Below are 14,977 nucleotides of genomic sequence, written 5' to 3'. Positions count from 1 at the left end.
AAGGACTTAGGGGAACAAGGATGAGCGAACGGGAGTCGATGCCCTATGACGTCGTGATCGTCGGCGCGGGGCCTGCCGGTCTTTCCGCGGCGATCCGGTTGAAGCAGCTCGCGACCGAGGCCGGCGCCGAACTCTCTGTGTGCGTGCTGGAGAAGGGCTCCGAAGTCGGTGCGCATATCCTTTCCGGCGCGGTGGTGGATCCCAAGTCGCTCGACGAGCTGCTGCCGAACTGGCGCGACGATGGCTGCCCGCTGGCGCGCACGCCGGTGACCGAAAATCATCATTGGGTGCTGAGCGACAAGGGCAAATCGTCCTTCCCTGAATTCCTCACGCCGCCCTATCTGCACAACAAGGGCACCTATACCGGCAGCCTTGGCAATCTTTGCCGCTGGATGGCGGAAAAGGCAGGCGAGCTGGGCGTGGAGATATTCCCGGGCTTTGCCGCCGCCGAGGTGCTGTACAACGAAGACGGTAGCGTAAAGGGCGTCGCCACCGGCGACATGGGTGTGGCAAAGGATGGCAGCCACAAGCCCGAGTACCAGCCCGGGCTGGAGATCCACGCCAAATACACCTTCCTTTCTGAAGGCTGCCGCGGCCATTTGTCGAAGCAACTGATCCGCCAGTTCGAACTTGATGCGGACAGCCAGCCCCAGGTGTACGGCATCGGCATCAAGGAATTGTGGGACGTCGATCCCGCACGCCATGTGCCGGGCCGGGTAATCCACACCCAGGGCTGGCCGCTGACCGACGGCAGTAATGGCGGCGGGTTCATCTACCACCAGGCCGACGGTCAGGTCGCGATCGGCTTCGTGGTGTGGCTGGGGTACAAGAACCCCTGGCTTTCTCCCTTCCACGAGATGCAGCGCTGGAAGACGCATCCCGAGATTGCCGCGCTGCTCAAGGGCGCCAAGCGCGTGTCTTACGGTGCGCGGGCAATTTCGGATGGTGGCTGGCAGGCGGTGCCGAAGCTGGTGGCACCGGGTTTGGCACTGATCGGCGATTCCGCAGGTTTCCTCAATGTGCCGCGGATCAAGGGCACGCACACCGCGATGAAGAGCGGGATGATGGCAGCGGAGGCGGCGTTCGCAGCGATCCAGGCCGGCCGCGCCGGCGACGAACTAACCGCGTACCCGCAAGCCTATGAGGCGAGTTGGGTGTACAGGGAGTTGCGCGGTGTCCGCAACGTGGCGCCGCTCGTTAAGAAGTTCGGCGATAGCTGGGGCACGTTACTCTCCGGCGCCGCGATGTGGAGCGAGCATCTGGGACTGCGCTGGCCGATCACGATGAAGCACAAGCCCGACAATGAGGGCCTGCTGCGCGCTGACCAGGCACCGAAGATCGAGTATCCCAAGCCGGACGGCGTGCTTACCTTCGACCGGCTCTCCTCCGTGTTCATATCGAACACCAATCATGAGGAGGACCAGCCGGTCCACCTGACCCTTAAGGATCCGGAAGTTCCGATCGGCTATAATCTGCCGATGTACGCAGAGCCCGCGCAGCGTTATTGTCCGGCGGGTGTATATGAGGTCGTAGGGGAAGGCGATGATCTGCGGTTCCAGATCAACGCGCAGAATTGCGTGCACTGCAAGACCTGCGACATCAAGGATCCCACCCAGAACATCAATTGGGTGGTGCCGGAAGGTGGCGGCGGGCCGAATTATCCGAACATGTAGCCTTGGTCTGGCGCTGGTGCAGGCGATTCCTGCAGCGGCGCAGACCTCGGATTTGACCGAGTACGTCCGTGCCCGTGCCGCCGATGCGGCTGGCATAGCGACGGTTGCGGCCCAAGGCTATGGCCGTGCGCTGGCTGCGACTCCTGACGATCCGGTGATCGCGCTTCGGGCTTATCGCCAAGCGCTGATGGTGGGCGATGTGGCGCTGGCCGTGCGCGCTGTCGCGGTCATGGAAAAGGCAGGTGTCGCGCCGCCCGATGCCGCCTTGTTCGAAATGGCTGTCGCGCTTTCGGCCGGGGACCAGCCGCGCGCCGCCGATGCGGTCAAGCGGCTGAAAGGCACCCCGGTCGACTTTCTGATGCCGATTTTGACGGCCTGGCTGGCGCAGGCGCGGGGACTGGATGGGCCGGCCGTACTCGACTCCCTTCATCCGGGTGCGTTGGCCCGACGCTATGTGCCGGTGCAGCGCGCGCTGATGTTGGTGGCGCGCGGCAAGGGAGAGGCCGCCGCTGTCGCCGTCCTACCGTCGCTGGCGGGGCCGGGGACCGACGATGCGCGCATCGATCTGGCACGGGTGCTGGAGCGGGACCAGGCGCGCGCCCTGCTCGATCCGGGCGGGTCGGATCTGCGGGGCGTGGAGAAGCAATGGCGCGGCCCCCGCACGGCCGATGCAGTCTATGGCGTCTCGCGGCTGTTGCTGGCGCTCGCAAGCGATCTCTCGACCGACCGGATGGCGACGCTTACCATTGCCCTTACCCGTTCGGCGCTGGTGCTGGATCCGCAGGAGGAGCGCGCGCGCATCCTGCTGGGGGAGGGGCTGAGTGGCGCCGGCGCCCAGGATCTCGCCCTCGCCACGCTGGGACAGGTGCGGAACGACAGCCCCTTCTTCCGCCGTGCAGCGGTGGCACGCGTCCAGATCCTGCGCGACGCCAATCGGGCGGAAGCGGCGCTGGCGGAAGCCCGAATGCTCGCCGAGGGCCGCTCCGCCACGGTGTTGGACGCGGAACGTTATGCCGAGTTGCTGAGCGCGACGGGCCGACACGATGCGGCGGCACGGGTCTATGCCACCGCGATCCGGCGGGGCGGTGAAAGCAGCGCAGAGTTGCATCTCGATCATGGCGCGGCGCTGGATCGTGCCGGTCGCTGGGAGCAGGCGCTCGCCCAGTATCGCCGCGCGGCGGAACTGGAGCCGAACCGCGCGGAGCCGCTTCGCGCGCTGGGCACCGCACTGCTTGCGCATGGCAGCGATTCGGCGGAGGCGCTCCGCCTGCTCGAGCGCGCCCGCAAACTCGCGCCCGAGGACGCGGAGATCGCCGATGCGCTGGGCTGGGCCTATGTGCAGCATGGCGACGTCGCGCGCGGCGTGCCCTTGCTGGAGGCGGCGACGCTGGCGGATCCGGCAGGTACCATCGCAAACGAGCATCTCGGCGATGCCTATTGGCGACTAGGGCGGCAATTCGAGGCGCGCTATGCTTGGCGTGCGGCGGTGATCCATGCCGCCCCGGCCGATGCCGAGCGGATCGACCGCAAGCTCGACCAGGGGCTGACGGGCGCCTCCTGAACGCGCTAGGGGCGCTGAGATGCCTGATCTTACCGTTATCGCCGAACCGGCCCGTGCCAAGCTGAACCTTGCGCTGCACATCCGCCACCGACGCGCGGATGGGTATCACGAACTGGAGACGCTGTTCGCCTTTGTCGAGCATGGCGATATCGTGCGCGTCGCGCCCGCCACGAAAGACAGCTTCACGCTTACCGGGCCGTTCGCTTCGGTGCTGGCCGCCGAAGGCGACAATCTCGTCACTCGCGCGGCGGCCCGCTTCCGAGCAACGTTCGGCGGCGGCGCCCATGCCATCGAATTGGAAAAGCATCTGCCGGTCGCCTCCGGGATCGGCGGCGGATCGGCCGATGCGGCCGCCACGCTGCGTGCTTTGGCTCGGATCCATGGTGTAGACCCAGCGGACCCCCGGCTGTTCGCCATCGCCGACCGCCTGGGTTCGGATGTACCCGCCTGTCTGTTGGGGCGAACCGCGCTGGGGCAGGGGCGGGGGGAACGCCTCCTGCCTATCGAGGGGCTTGCCGGAACGCCAGCGTTGCTGGTGAACCCCGGCGTTGCCGTATCCACGGCGGCGGTCTTTCGAGGCTGGGACGGTCAGGATCGCGGGCCCATCGGCACGGGCGATCTGCTCACCGCCGCGCAAGCGGGGCGCAACGACCTGGAGCGGCCGGCACGGGTGCTGGCGCCTGAGATCGACGCCGTGCTCGCCGCACTGGCTGCCCAGCCCGGCGTGCTGCTGTTCCGCATGTCGGGATCAGGCGCAACCTGCTTCGCGCTGCTGGAGAACCATGCCGCCCGCGATGCAGCTGCGCGCGCGCTGAGACTGCCCGGCTGGTGGGTGGCCGCGACGGCGCTCTGCTGATCGGGTAACGTAATCTTCAGCATTGGCCGCGATCCTGCTCGGCGGCGAATCTGGCGCAGCGCGAACGTTCGTCCTTGGCTCGCGGGCACGCTCTTTCGGGAGTCTGCCCGCGCGCCATCGCGTGACTTGGCTGCGCAGATCGGGCACAGCTCCTTCACATGATCGAAGTTCGTTGGGATGGGCCGATCGCCACCCTTGCACTCGCACGCGGCAACGCGCGTAACGCCGTGCCGATGGCAGGATGGGAGCGGCTTCCCGCCCTGATCGCCGGACTGGGCGACGCAAGAGCGGTAGTGTTGCGCTCGGACATGCCGGGCATTTTCTCCGCCGGGGCCGACGTCAGCGAATTCGCGCATTTGCAGGTGGATCCCGACGCCAGAACCCTTTTCCGCCATCGGATGCGCTGCGCGATCGATGCATTGGCGGCCCTGCCGATGCCAGTCGTCGCCGCCGTGGACGGCGGCTGTTTTGGTGCCGCCGTGGCGCTGATCCTCGCCGCAGACTTGCGTATAGCCGGCGACGGCGCGCAGTTTGCGGTAACGCCGGCGCGGTTGGGGCTCGGCTATCCGCGTGAAGACGTCGCTCGGCTCGCTGCGCAGGTCGGGCGCGGGCGGGCGGCCGAACTGCTCTTCACCGGGGACGCGATCGACGGCGACAGCGCGGCACGCATCGGCCTGGTCGAGCGCCGCGCGCCCGACGCCGGGGCCGCCGCCGCGAAGCTTGCGGCGCGAATCGCGGAGAATGCGCCGGCTGCGATCCGTCAGCTGAAAGGGGCTCTGCGCCGCCCCGACGATCCCGATCTCGATCGTGCGTTCGACGCAGCCTTTGGCGGTCCGGAACTGGCGGAAGGATTGGCAGCATTCAAGGCGCGCAGACGGGCGGTGTTCGAATGAGCGTTATAGAATTCCTGGACGGCAGCGCGCAGGAAGTGCTGCTGTTGTGCGACCATGCATCCAATGCGGTGCCGCCGGATGTGAAGCTCGGCATCGATCCGGCGCTGCTGGATCTGCACATCGCCGTCGACATCGGTGCTGCGGCGGTGACTCGAGCACTGGCCGCAAGACTGGGGGCGCCGGCGATCCTCGCAACGGTTTCCCGGCTGGTCATCGATCTCCATCGCGAGCCGGACCATGACGCGCTGATCCGGAGCAGCAGCGACGGACACCCGATCCCCGGCAATGTCGGCGCTGATCGAAATGCGCGGATTGCCCGGTTCCATGCGCCGTATCACCGGCACCTGCGCGATCAGGTTCGCCGCCAACGCCCGGCATTGATCCTGTCAATCCACAGCTTCACCCCCCGCCTGGAGCAGCATGGCAGCCCGCGGCCCTGGGAGATCGGCGTCCTCTACAATCGCGACGTACGCGCTGCGTGTCCTGCGATCGCGTGGCTGCGCGGACAGGGGATTTCGACGGGCGACAATGAGCCTTATTCCGGCCGGATGTTCAACGCGACGCTGAACCGCCATGCCGAGGCGCAGGGTATTCCCTCGATAGCGCTGGAGATCCGCAACGATCTCATCCGCGATCCTGCAGGCGTGGCCTGCTGGGTCCAGCGTCTCACCTCGCTCGTGGTTTTTCTACGCAACACTCTTGCGCAAAAGGGTGCTCCCGCGACATAGGCTTGCGCGCTATGACCAACCGATTCGACAAGTCCAAGCTCCCCAGCCGCCACGTCTCCGTGGGGCCGGAGCGCGCGCCGCACCGCAGCTACTACTATGCCATGGGGATTCCCGAGGAGGATATCGCCAAGCCGTTCGTCGCCGTGGCGAGCGCCGGCAACGACAGCGCGCCGTGCAACACCACCCTAGATTTCCAGGCCGATGCCGCGCGCCAGGGCGTGATCGCCAATGGCGGCATGCCGCGCCGCTTCAACACCATCACGGTGACCGACGGCATTGCCATGGGCCATCAGGGGATGAAATCCTCGCTGGTCAGCCGCGAAGTGATCGCCGACTCGGTCGAGCTCAGCGTGCGCGGCCATTGTTATGACGCGCTGGTTGCGTTCGCGGGCTGCGACAAGTCGCTGCCGGGGATGATGATGGCGATGCTGCGCCTCAACATCCCGTCGATCTTCGTCTATGGCGGCTCGATCCTGCCGGGCCGGTTCGAGGATCGTGACGTCACCGTGGTCGACGTGTTCGAGGCGGTGGGCAAATTCGCCGCCGGCAATTGCCCGCTCAAGGACCTGACCGCGCTCGAGAAGGTTGCATGCCCGGGGCACGGCGCGTGCGGCGGCCAATTCACCGCCAACACCATGGCGTGCGTCGGTGAGGCGATGGGATTGTCCTTGCCGAACAGCAATATGGTGCCTGCTCCCTACAAGAGCCGTGAAGAAATCGCGATCGCGGCCGGCCATCAGGTGATGAACCTGCTGGAGATGAACCTGCGTCCGCGGGACATCGCGACCCGCGCCGCCTTCATCAATGCCGCCCGCGTGGTGGCGGCGACCGGCGGCTCGACCAACGCCGCGCTCCACCTGCCGGCGATGGCCAACGAAGCGGGCATCGAGTTCGACCTGCACGACGTTGCCGAAGCATTCAAATCAACGCCTTACATCGCTGACCTCAAGCCAGGTGGTAAGTATGTCGCCAAGGACATGCACGCTGCCGGCGGCGTCTACATGCTGATGAAGACGATGCTGGCCAACGGCCTGCTCGACGGCAGCTGCATGACCGTGACCGGCAAGACATTGGGCGAGAATATCGACCAGGTTACCTGGAACCCGGACCAGAAGGTGATCTACGACGTGAAGACGCCGATCACGCCCACGGGCGGTGTCGTTGGCCTGCGCGGCAGCCTCGCGCCCGAAGGTGCCATCGTGAAGGTGGCGGGCATGCACCGCCTCCAGTTCACCGGCCCGGCGCGCGTGTTCGATTGCGAGGAGGATGCCTTCCAGGCGGTGGAGAACCGCCAGATCAACGAAGGCGAGGTCATCATCATCCGCTACGAAGGGCCCAAGGGTGGCCCGGGCATGCGCGAGATGCTCTCGACCACCGCGGCGCTCTACGGCCTCGGCATGGGCGAGAAGGTGGCGCTTATCACCGACGGCCGCTTCTCGGGCGGCACCCGCGGCTTCTGTATCGGCCATGTCGGCCCCGAGGCGGCCGAGGGCGGCCCGATCGCGCTGGTCGAGGACGGCGACACCATCCGCATCGATGCCGAGGCGGGCACGATCGACCTGGACGTGCCCGAGGACGTGCTCGCCGAGCGCCGCGCGCGCTGGCAGCCGCGGGTGAACGACTATCAGTCGGGCGCGCTCTACCGCTATTCGCAGAATGTCGGCCCGGCCTATCAGGGGGCGGTGACGCACCCCGGCGCCAAGGCCGAGCGCCATGTCTACGCGGACATCTAGTCTCGCGCTGACCTTGCTTGTGGCGGGCTGCGGTGCCGATCCGGCGTCGCAGCCCGCTGCGCAAGCAGGTGAGACGGTTGCCTGCGCGCCGGTGGGCGAGGCGCTGCTGCCGGTATGTACGCTGGAGCGCGGCAAAGACGGGTTGCTGGTTCCTCATCACCCGGATGGCGGCTTTCGGCGTCTGCGGATCGAGGCAAATACGATCACTGCGGCAGATGGCGCGGAACTTGCCACGACCAGCGCTGTCGGTCGCGCCACCGAGGTGACGATCGGCGGGATGCGCTATCGCCTCGCGGACAAGGGCGCTACAGCGGGGCAATGATCCCGCCCGGCGCCCCAATTCTTACGGCCGACGCGATGCGAGCCGCCGAGGAAGCGGTGTTCGCGCGCGGCGTTTCCCAGGACGAACTGATGGAGCGCGCCGGCGCGGCGGTGGCGCGCGAGGCGGTGCGCTTCGCGATGGGGCGCCCGGTGCTGGTGCTCGCAGGCCCGGGCAACAATGGCGGCGATGCCTATGTCGTTGCGCGACATTTGCGCGACGCAGGTCTCGACGTGTTGGTCGCTGCCTCGGGTGCGCCGAAGCCCGGTGCGGCCGAGCGGATGCACGCGCGCTGGGATGGGCCGACGACGTCGCTCTACGGCGCGCCGGTGCGGCCGGTGGTGATCGATGGGCTGTTCGGGATCGGTGTCACGCGCTCGCTGGAGCGCAGCATCGCCGCCGTGCTCTCCGAACTGGTGCGCGGGGCCGAGTTCACGCTGGCGATCGATCTGCCCTCGGGGATGGATACCGATAGCGGCGACGAGCTCGGCGCCCCGCGTGGCGTGAACGCCACCGTCGCGCTGGGCGCGCTCAAGCCGGCGCATCTGCTCGGCGACGGGCTGTCCCGCTGCGGCCATGTCTTGCTCGCCGATATCGGCATTCCGGCCGACACCGCCTGGCAGACCGTCGCCCGGCCTCGGCTGCAGGCGCCGGGCCCGCAGAGCCACAAGTATAGCCGCGGGCTGGTCGCGGTGGTGGAAGGTGCGATGCCCGGCGCGGGCCGCCTCGCAGCACGGGCGGCGATGGCGAGCGGGGCGGGCTATGTGATGCTCGCCGGGCCGGAGCCGGCGGGTCCGGCGCCCGATGCGCTGGTGCGTCGCACGATCGACGATGCCGATGATCTCGCCGATTTCTTCGCCGGCGATCGGATCGACGCCATCGTGCTCGGCCCCGGGCTTGGCCGTGATCGCCGTGCCGAAGCGTTCCTGCGGGCAGGGCTGGCGGCCGACAAGCCGCTGGTGCTCGACGGCGATGCGCTGAGCCTGCTCGGTACCGGCGCGGCGGCTGCGCTGGCGGCCCGCGAGGCGCCGGTGTGGATTACGCCCCATGGCGGCGAATTCGACCGGATGTTCGATAGCGAAGGCAGCAAGATCGATCGTACATTGCAGGCGGCGGCCGCGAGCGGCGCAACCGTGGTTCACAAGGGCGGCGACACGGTGATCGCGGGCCCCGACGGCAATGTCCGCGTGCTGGCCGGCGCCTCGCCCTGGCTGTCGACTGCCGGCACCGGGGACGTGCTTGCCGGCGTGCTGGGCGCGCAGATCGCGCAGGGCGGCAGCGGGGTCGATCCGGCGGCTGCGGCGGTGTGGCTGCATGGCCGCGCGGCGCAGCTTGCAGGTCCCGCCTTTTTCGCCGATCAGCTCGTCGCTCAACTGGCGGAAGCGTGTTTGGAATGTCTGTGAGCGAAGTCGAAGTGGTGCGCGTCGCCGCGCGGGGCGATGGGGTAACCAGCGACGGCCGGCATTTCCCCCTCACCGCGCCGGGCGACTGGGTGGGTGAGGATGGTGCGGTTCGCTTCGGTCCGCATCACCAGACGCCGCCCTGCCTTCATTTCCCGAGCTGCGGCGGTTGCCAGCTCCAGCATCTAGACGATGCCGCATGGAGCCGTTTCCTCGCCGAGCGCGTGCGTAGCGCGCTCGCGGCACAGGGGCTGGAGGCGGAGATCCGCACGCCCTTGCTTTCGCCGCCGCGCACCCGCCGCCGCGCGACGCTCCACGCCGAGCGGCGCGGCAAGCAGGTAAGGATCGGCTTCACCGAGGCGGGCAGCCACAAGCTGATCGACCTCGTCGAATGCCATGTCCTCGCGCCCGAGCTGTTCGCGCTGCTCGCGCCGCTGCGCCGGCTGTTGGCGACGCTGCTCCCCGAGGCGCGGCGGGTGAATGTGCATCTCGCGCTGAGCGATCAGGGGCGCGACGTGCTGGTCGAGGGCATCGATCCCGAAGGCCTGGCCGCGGCGGAGGCGATCACCGCCTTTGCCGAAGCCGAGAAACTGGCCCGCTTTGCCATTGACGAGGGCTTTGGTCCGACAGCGCGCTGGGAGCCGGTGCCGGTGACGATCACGCTCGGCGGGGTCGCGGTGCCGCTGCCGAGCGGCAGCTTCCTCCAGGCGACGCCCGAGGGCGAGGCGGCGCTGGTGGCGGCCGTACGGGAGATCGTCGGCGGGGTGGGGACGGTAGCCGACCTGTTCGCCGGGCTCGGCACCTTCACCTTCGCGCTGCAGCGTGCGCGGGTCTATGCCGGCGAGGCGGCTCGAGACGCAATCCTGTCGCTGAAGACGGCAGCGGGCGTGGCGGAACGCCAGGTGTTCGGCGATCACCGCGACCTGTTCCGCCGCCCGCTCACCACTGCCGAGCTCGACCGGTTCGATGCGGTAGTGCTCGATCCGCCGCGGGCAGGTGCGCGCGAGCAGATAAGTGAACTCGCCGGCTCCAAGGCGCCGATCCTGGCCTATGTTTCGTGCAATCCCAGTACTTTCGCACGCGATGCCGAGATTTTGTGCAAGGGCGGGTATCGGCTCGATTGGGTGCAGCCGGTGGGGCAGTTCCGCTGGTCGACCCATGTCGAACTGGCCGCAAAGTTTAGTCGCTAGGATATTCCGCGCGTAGGAAAAACAGGCCGTCGGGCGGCGCGTTCAAGCCCAATGTGGTCCGGTCACGCGCCGCCAGTGCATCGCGCACATCCTCCGGTGCCCATTTGCCTTGGCCGACCAGCGAAAGGCAGCCGACCATCGAGCGCACCTGATGATGCAGGAAAGAGCGCGCCGAGGCGAACACGCTGATCCGCTCGCCCTCCTGCGCCACGTCGAGCCGGTCGAGCGTGCGCATCGGGCTGTCCGCCTGGCAATGCGCCGAGCGGAAGGTGGTGAAGTCGTGGCGGCCCACCAGATACGCAGCCGCTGCCTGCATCGCTGGCGCGTCGAGCGGTCCCGAGAGGCGCCAGGCGAGGCCCTTCTCCCAAGTCAGTGGGGCCCGCCGAGTTACGATCCGATATTCATAATGGCGACTAAGGCACGAGAATCGCGCATGCCAGTCCCCCGAAACCTCGTCGCAGGCAAGGATTGCCACAGGGTTCGGCCGCATCCGCGCATTGAGCGCCTCCATCAGCCGGAACGGCGTGATCGGCTTGGCGATGTCGCAATGTGCGCGCATGCCCAACCCGTGGACTCCGGCATCGGTGCGCCCGGCGGCATGTACGATCACGTCCTCACCGGTGACCGCATGGGCCGCGTCCTCGATTGCCTGCTGGACGCTGGGGCCGTGATCCTGCCGCTGCCAGCCCATGAACGGGCGGCCGTCGAACTCCACCGTCAGCGCGAAGCGCGTCAAAGCTGCGTCCCCGCCGGGATCGGGAAGCCGCGCAGCAGCTCGGCGACCGTCATTACCCCGCGACCGGCGCGCTGGATCGCGGTCGGGCGGATCGCGCCCTCGCCGCAATGGATCAGCAGGTCGTCGCCGACGGTGCCGGCCGAGCCGCTGGCGTCGACCAGATCGGCGGCATGGATGCGGAAGCGCTCGCCGTTCAGCTCGAAGAACGCCCCCGGGGCAGGATTGAACGCCCGCACCGCCTGTTCGACCTCCACCGCGCTGCGGGTGAAGTCGAGCCGCGCCTCGGCCTTGTCAATCTTGGCGGCGTAGGTGACGCCCCCCTCGGGCTGCGGCACCGCCGGATAGGCGTCGAAGTCGGCAAGCACCGCCACCATCAGCCGCGCACCCATCGCGCTCAGCTCCGCCCGCAGCTCGCCGGCGGTCTTGCGGTCGATCGGCGTGCGGCCCTCCAGCCGCACCGGGCCGGTATCGAGCCCGGCCTCCATCTGCATGATGCCGACGCCGGTCTCCGCATCGCCGGCGAGGATCGCCCGCTCGATCGGCGCAGCGCCGCGCCAGCGGGGAAGCAGCGAACCATGCACGTTGAGGCAACCCAGCCGCGGCGCCGCCAGCACCGCCTTCGGCAGGATCAGCCCATAGGCCGCGACCACCGCCACGTCCGCCTCCAGCGCGGCCAGCGCTGCCTGCTCCTCCGCACCTTTCAGGCTCAGCGGCGTCCGCACTCCGATCCCCAGTGCCTCGGCGCGGGCATGGACCGGGGAGGGGGTCAGCGCCTTGCCGCGCCGGCCGGCGGGGCGGGGGGGCTGGGTGTAGGTGGTAAGGATTTCGTGACCTGCTTCGACAAGCGCGTCGAGCACCGGCACGGCGAAATCGGGGGTTCCCATGAAGAGAATGCGCATGCTTCCCCCTCAACCGCTTGGCAGGCGCGCATGCAAGCCCCTATGTGACACGAATGGCCTCTCCCGAAATCGAAGCGCTGACCCAGGCCCTGTCGCGGCTGCCCGGTTTCGGGCCGCGATCGGCGCGGCGGGCGGTGCTCCACCTGCTCAAGAAGCGCGAGACGACGCTCGACCCGCTGCTCGCGGCGCTCAGCGCGGTGAGCCAGAAGCTCACCACGTGCCATATCTGCGGCAATGTCGACACGCACGACCCCTGCGCGATCTGCGCCGACCCGCGCCGCGACGACCGTTCGCTGTGCGTGGTGGAGGAAGTCGCCGACCTCTGGGCGCTCGACCGCGCGCGGCTGTTCCCCGGCCGCTTCCATGTGCTGGGCGGCAAGCTCTCCGCGCTCGACGGCGTGCGGCCCGAGGACCTGCGCATCGACGCGCTGGTCCGCCGGGTGGGCGCGGGGGGCATCGACGAGGTCGTCCTCGCGATGAACGCCACGCTCGAGGGCCAGACCACCGCCCACTATGTCTCCGAACGGCTGGAAGCCTTCCCCGTGCGCGTCACCCAACTCGCCCACGGCCTGCCGGTGGGCGGCGAACTCGACTATCTCGACGAAGGCACGCTCGCCCAGGCGCTCCGCGCGCGCCGCCCGGTTGCTTGACGCTGCGGGCCGCGCCACCTAAATTTAGGCGATGGCCATCCTCCCCATCGTCGAAGTACCCGATCCGCGTCTGCGTCTCGTCTCCACCCCTGTCGAGGCGGTCGATGACGACGTGCGCACGCTGATCGGCGACATGTTCGACACGATGTACGATGCGCCGGGCATCGGCCTCGCCGCGATCCAGGTGGGCGTGCCCAAGCGGCTGATCGTGATGGACCTGCAGGAGGAAGAGGACGAGGAGGGCAGGCCGATCCGGCACCCGCGCGTCTTCATCAATCCCGAGATCCACGAGCCCGCCGAGGAGCTTTCGGTCTATACCGAGGGCTGTCTGTCCGTTCCCGACCAGTTCGCCGATGTCGAGCGCCCCGCGCGCTGCCGCGTGACCTGGCTCGACGAGAAGGGCGAGCGCCATGACGAGGTCTTCGAAGGCCTGCTCGCCACCTGCATCCAGCACGAGATGGACCATCTGGAGGGCATCGTGTTCCTCGACCACCTTTCGCGGCTCAAGCGCGACATGCTGCTGAAGAAGCTCAACAAGGCCCGCAAGGCGGCCTGATTATCGCGACGGCGCGTTGAGCCTGCAGTATCCTCCCCCGCCAGGGGGAGGAAACGTCTGTTCCATGACTCCCGCCGTCATTCCCGCGAAGGCGGGAATCCATTGGCCTGTGCGTGGAAGCAGGTGCCGTGCCGTCCTGGCAAATGGATCCCCGCCTCCGCGGGGATGACGATTGAGGGGGAGGGGGCGTCGCCCCGCCACACCCCGCCATTTATCCACCGAACCCTTGTCCACGCGCGCCCAACCGACGCCCGCCGCCCTTGCGGCCCCGTCCCGCACGGCGTAAGTTCGCCTCCTGTTCCCGGGAGATTTGGTGTTGGATCCGTTCGTCGTTGGTTTCGTGATGGTGGCCCTGGTCGTGGGCGTGGTGGTCGGCTGGCTGATCGGCGCGCGCGGCACGAGCGAGGCGCGGGCCGAGAGCGCCCGGCGCGAGGCCGATTTCAAGGCCGCGATCACCGATCTCGCCATGGCCGAGGAACGCGTGGCGCAGCTCCCCCGGCTGCGCGAGGAAGCGGCGATGCTCCGCAACGAGCGAGACGCCGCCCGCATCGAGCTCGCCGAATTGAAGGCCAAGGCGGGATCGTTCGAGGAGCGGCTCGCCGAATTCGTCAATGCCCGCGAGGTGATGGCCGGCCAGTTCCGCGAACTCGCCTCGACCATGCTCGGCGAGACGCAGCGCGCCTTTCTCGAACGCGCCGAGGCGCGCTTCCACCAGGCGGGCGAGAAGAATGAGGAGCGGCTGCGCACGCTGCTCCAGCCGATCGACACCACGCTCAAGCGCTATGAGGAAGGCCTGCAGCGCGTCGAGAAGGATCGCAGCGACAGCTATGGCCAGTTGCGCGAGGCGATCAGCGCCGTCCATGCCAGCCTGGGCGAGACCCGCGCGGAAACCTCCAAGCTGGTCAATGCCCTGCGCGCCGCCCCCAAGACGCGCGGCCGCTGGGGCGAGCAGCAGTTCCGCAACCTGATCGAGATCGCCGGGCTTTCCGGCCATGTCGATTTCGCCGCCGAAGTCTCGGTCACCACCGAGGACGGCATGCTGCGGCCGGACTTCATCATCCGCCTGCCGGGCGACCAGCAGCTGATCGTCGACGTGAAATGCGTGCTCGACGGCTATCTCCAGGCCGCCGAGGCGACCAGCGCCGAGGAGCGCGCGGCGGCGCTGAAGGCCCATGCCAAGGCGATGAGCACCCATGCCGACGCGCTGTCGCGCAAGGCCTATTGGGCGCAGTTCGAAAAGGCGCCCGATTTCGTGATCATGTACATCCCCGGCGACAATTTCCTGTCGAGCGCGCTGGAAGTGGACATGGAGCTGTGGGAGCGCGCGGCGCGCAACCGGGTGATCATCGCCGGCCCCTCGGCCTTCCTGCCGCTCGCCCGCACCGTCGCGTCGATGTGGCGCCAGCAGAAGCTGACCGAGGATGCCCGCGAAGTCGGCAAGCTGGGCAAGGAACTGTACGAGCGGCTGGCGACGGCGGCGAGCCACCTCAAGCGCGTCGGCGGCGGGCTGAACAGCGCGGTGGAGAATTACAACAAGTTCGTCGCGAGCTTCGAAGGCCGGGTGATGGTCTCCGCGCGGCGCTTCCAGGCGCTCAACGTGGATGTCGGGAACAGCGCGCTGGATACGATCGACAGCGTTGATGTGATCGCGCGGGCACCGACGGCGGAACTGCCGGCGCCCGAGGGGGGCGAGGTGGAGGAAGCGGCTGCGGCGGAGTGAGCAGGAGACTGTTGGCGCCAAGTCTACTTGCACGTTAGGGGTGACTTGATCCGAATATGATTC

General features: G+C 68.2%; 14 protein-coding genes. 12 read left to right on the top strand and 2 right to left on the bottom strand.

The genetic code is table 11. From position 1 onward, the window contains the following. Positions 1 to 20 precede the first annotated feature (20 nt). From ACNFJ7_RS05260 to ACNFJ7_RS05220, 9 genes are all read left to right on the top strand, one after another. Entirely contained in the window at positions 21 to 1,673 is a 1,653-nt protein-coding gene (locus ACNFJ7_RS05260) for an electron transfer flavoprotein-ubiquinone oxidoreductase (RefSeq protein WP_019369536.1), read from the top strand. Positions 1,674 to 1,725: 52 nt separating this feature from the next. Then, positions 1,726 to 3,234: a tetratricopeptide repeat protein gene (locus tag ACNFJ7_RS05255; RefSeq protein WP_236704548.1), complete on the top strand. Its 1,509-nt coding sequence runs from the start codon at positions 1,726 to 1,728 to the stop codon at positions 3,232 to 3,234. Between the two features lie 19 nt (positions 3,235 to 3,253). Then, positions 3,254 to 4,090, top strand: coding sequence for a 4-(cytidine 5'-diphospho)-2-C-methyl-D-erythritol kinase (locus ACNFJ7_RS05250; protein ID WP_019369534.1), 837 nt, complete (start codon positions 3,254 to 3,256; stop codon positions 4,088 to 4,090). A gap of 158 nt (positions 4,091 to 4,248) precedes the next feature. Then, positions 4,249 to 4,983: an enoyl-CoA hydratase/isomerase family protein gene (locus ACNFJ7_RS05245; RefSeq protein WP_019369533.1), complete on the top strand. Its 735-nt coding sequence runs from the start codon at positions 4,249 to 4,251 to the stop codon at positions 4,981 to 4,983. After that, positions 4,980 to 5,711, top strand: a complete 732-nt coding sequence (locus ACNFJ7_RS05240) for an N-formylglutamate amidohydrolase (RefSeq protein WP_019369532.1) — start codon at positions 4,980 to 4,982, stop codon at positions 5,709 to 5,711. The genes ACNFJ7_RS05245 and ACNFJ7_RS05240 overlap by 4 nt, the downstream gene beginning before the upstream one ends. An 11-nt stretch (positions 5,712 to 5,722) precedes the next feature. Beyond that, complete coding sequence (gene ilvD / locus ACNFJ7_RS05235) at positions 5,723 to 7,444, top strand: dihydroxy-acid dehydratase (RefSeq protein WP_019369531.1); 1,722 nt, start codon at positions 5,723 to 5,725, stop codon at positions 7,442 to 7,444. Continuing rightward, positions 7,425 to 7,766, top strand: coding sequence for a hypothetical protein (locus ACNFJ7_RS05230; protein WP_236704547.1), 342 nt, complete (start codon positions 7,425 to 7,427; stop codon positions 7,764 to 7,766). The genes ilvD and ACNFJ7_RS05230 overlap by 20 nt, the downstream gene beginning before the upstream one ends. Further along, complete coding sequence (locus tag ACNFJ7_RS05225) at positions 7,763 to 9,166, top strand: bifunctional ADP-dependent NAD(P)H-hydrate dehydratase/NAD(P)H-hydrate epimerase (protein WP_019369529.1); 1,404 nt, start codon at positions 7,763 to 7,765, stop codon at positions 9,164 to 9,166. Before ACNFJ7_RS05230 ends, ACNFJ7_RS05225 begins: the two co-directional genes overlap by 4 nt. Beyond that, the gene (locus ACNFJ7_RS05220; protein WP_019369528.1) at positions 9,163 to 10,353 is read left to right on the top strand and encodes a class I SAM-dependent RNA methyltransferase; all 1,191 of its coding nucleotides are present in this window, start codon (positions 9,163 to 9,165) and stop codon (positions 10,351 to 10,353) included. Before ACNFJ7_RS05225 ends, ACNFJ7_RS05220 begins: the two co-directional genes overlap by 4 nt. On the opposite strand, the gene truA is transcribed toward ACNFJ7_RS05220, so the two are convergent. Beyond that, a complete protein-coding gene (gene truA, locus ACNFJ7_RS05215) occupies positions 10,343 to 11,089 on the bottom strand; it encodes a tRNA pseudouridine(38-40) synthase TruA (RefSeq protein ID WP_019369527.1) in 747 nt (248 codons plus the stop codon). The two genes, ACNFJ7_RS05220 and truA, sit on opposite strands and share 11 nt — an antisense overlap. Further along, on the bottom strand, positions 11,086 to 11,988 hold the full coding sequence (gene fmt, locus ACNFJ7_RS05210; RefSeq protein WP_019369526.1) for a methionyl-tRNA formyltransferase: 903 nt from the start codon (positions 11,986 to 11,988) through the stop codon (positions 11,086 to 11,088). The genes truA and fmt overlap by 4 nt, the downstream gene beginning before the upstream one ends. 53 nt (positions 11,989 to 12,041) lie before the next feature. On the opposite strand from fmt, the gene recR reads away from it, so the two are divergent. From recR to ACNFJ7_RS05195, 3 genes are all read left to right on the top strand, one after another. Next, positions 12,042 to 12,638, top strand: a complete 597-nt coding sequence (recR, locus tag ACNFJ7_RS05205; protein WP_019369525.1) for a recombination mediator RecR — start codon at positions 12,042 to 12,044, stop codon at positions 12,636 to 12,638. Between the two features lie 31 nt (positions 12,639 to 12,669). After that, the gene (def, locus tag ACNFJ7_RS05200) at positions 12,670 to 13,194 is read left to right on the top strand and encodes a peptide deformylase (RefSeq protein ID WP_019369524.1); all 525 of its coding nucleotides are present in this window, start codon (positions 12,670 to 12,672) and stop codon (positions 13,192 to 13,194) included. Positions 13,195 to 13,510: 316 nt separating this feature from the next. Beyond that, positions 13,511 to 14,914: a DNA recombination protein RmuC gene (locus tag ACNFJ7_RS05195; RefSeq protein ID WP_019369523.1), complete on the top strand. Its 1,404-nt coding sequence runs from the start codon at positions 13,511 to 13,513 to the stop codon at positions 14,912 to 14,914. Positions 14,915 to 14,977: the final 63 nt, after the last annotated feature.

This window comes from Sphingomonas sp. HT-1 (assembly GCF_048568905.1).
Classification (GTDB): Bacteria; Pseudomonadota; Alphaproteobacteria; order Sphingomonadales; family Sphingomonadaceae; genus Sphingomonas.
Note: the sequence above shows the minus strand (reverse complement) of the source record. Positions and strands in the feature narration are given on the sequence as shown.

What these genes read in the sequence shown, in the direction of transcription:
- ACNFJ7_RS05260 (WP_019369536.1), top strand. Translation starts at nt 21, where the DNA reads ATGAGCGAACGGGAGTCGATGCCCTATGACGTCGTGATCGTCGGCGCG.
- ACNFJ7_RS05250 (WP_019369534.1), top strand. Translation starts at nt 3,254, where the DNA reads ATGCCTGATCTTACCGTTATCGCCGAACCGGCCCGTGCCAAGCTGAAC.
- ACNFJ7_RS05245 (WP_019369533.1), top strand. Translation starts at nt 4,249, where the DNA reads ATGATCGAAGTTCGTTGGGATGGGCCGATCGCCACCCTTGCACTCGCA.
- ACNFJ7_RS05240 (WP_019369532.1), top strand. Translation starts at nt 4,980, where the DNA reads ATGAGCGTTATAGAATTCCTGGACGGCAGCGCGCAGGAAGTGCTGCTG.
- ilvD (WP_019369531.1), top strand. Translation starts at nt 5,723, where the DNA reads ATGACCAACCGATTCGACAAGTCCAAGCTCCCCAGCCGCCACGTCTCC.
- ACNFJ7_RS05230 (WP_236704547.1), top strand. Translation starts at nt 7,425, where the DNA reads ATGTCTACGCGGACATCTAGTCTCGCGCTGACCTTGCTTGTGGCGGGC.
- ACNFJ7_RS05225 (WP_019369529.1), top strand. Translation starts at nt 7,763, where the DNA reads ATGATCCCGCCCGGCGCCCCAATTCTTACGGCCGACGCGATGCGAGCC.
- fmt (WP_019369526.1), bottom strand. Translation starts at nt 11,988, where the DNA reads ATGCGCATTCTCTTCATGGGAACCCCCGATTTCGCCGTGCCGGTGCTC.
- recR (WP_019369525.1), top strand. Translation starts at nt 12,042, where the DNA reads ATGGCCTCTCCCGAAATCGAAGCGCTGACCCAGGCCCTGTCGCGGCTG.
- def (WP_019369524.1), top strand. Translation starts at nt 12,670, where the DNA reads ATGGCCATCCTCCCCATCGTCGAAGTACCCGATCCGCGTCTGCGTCTC.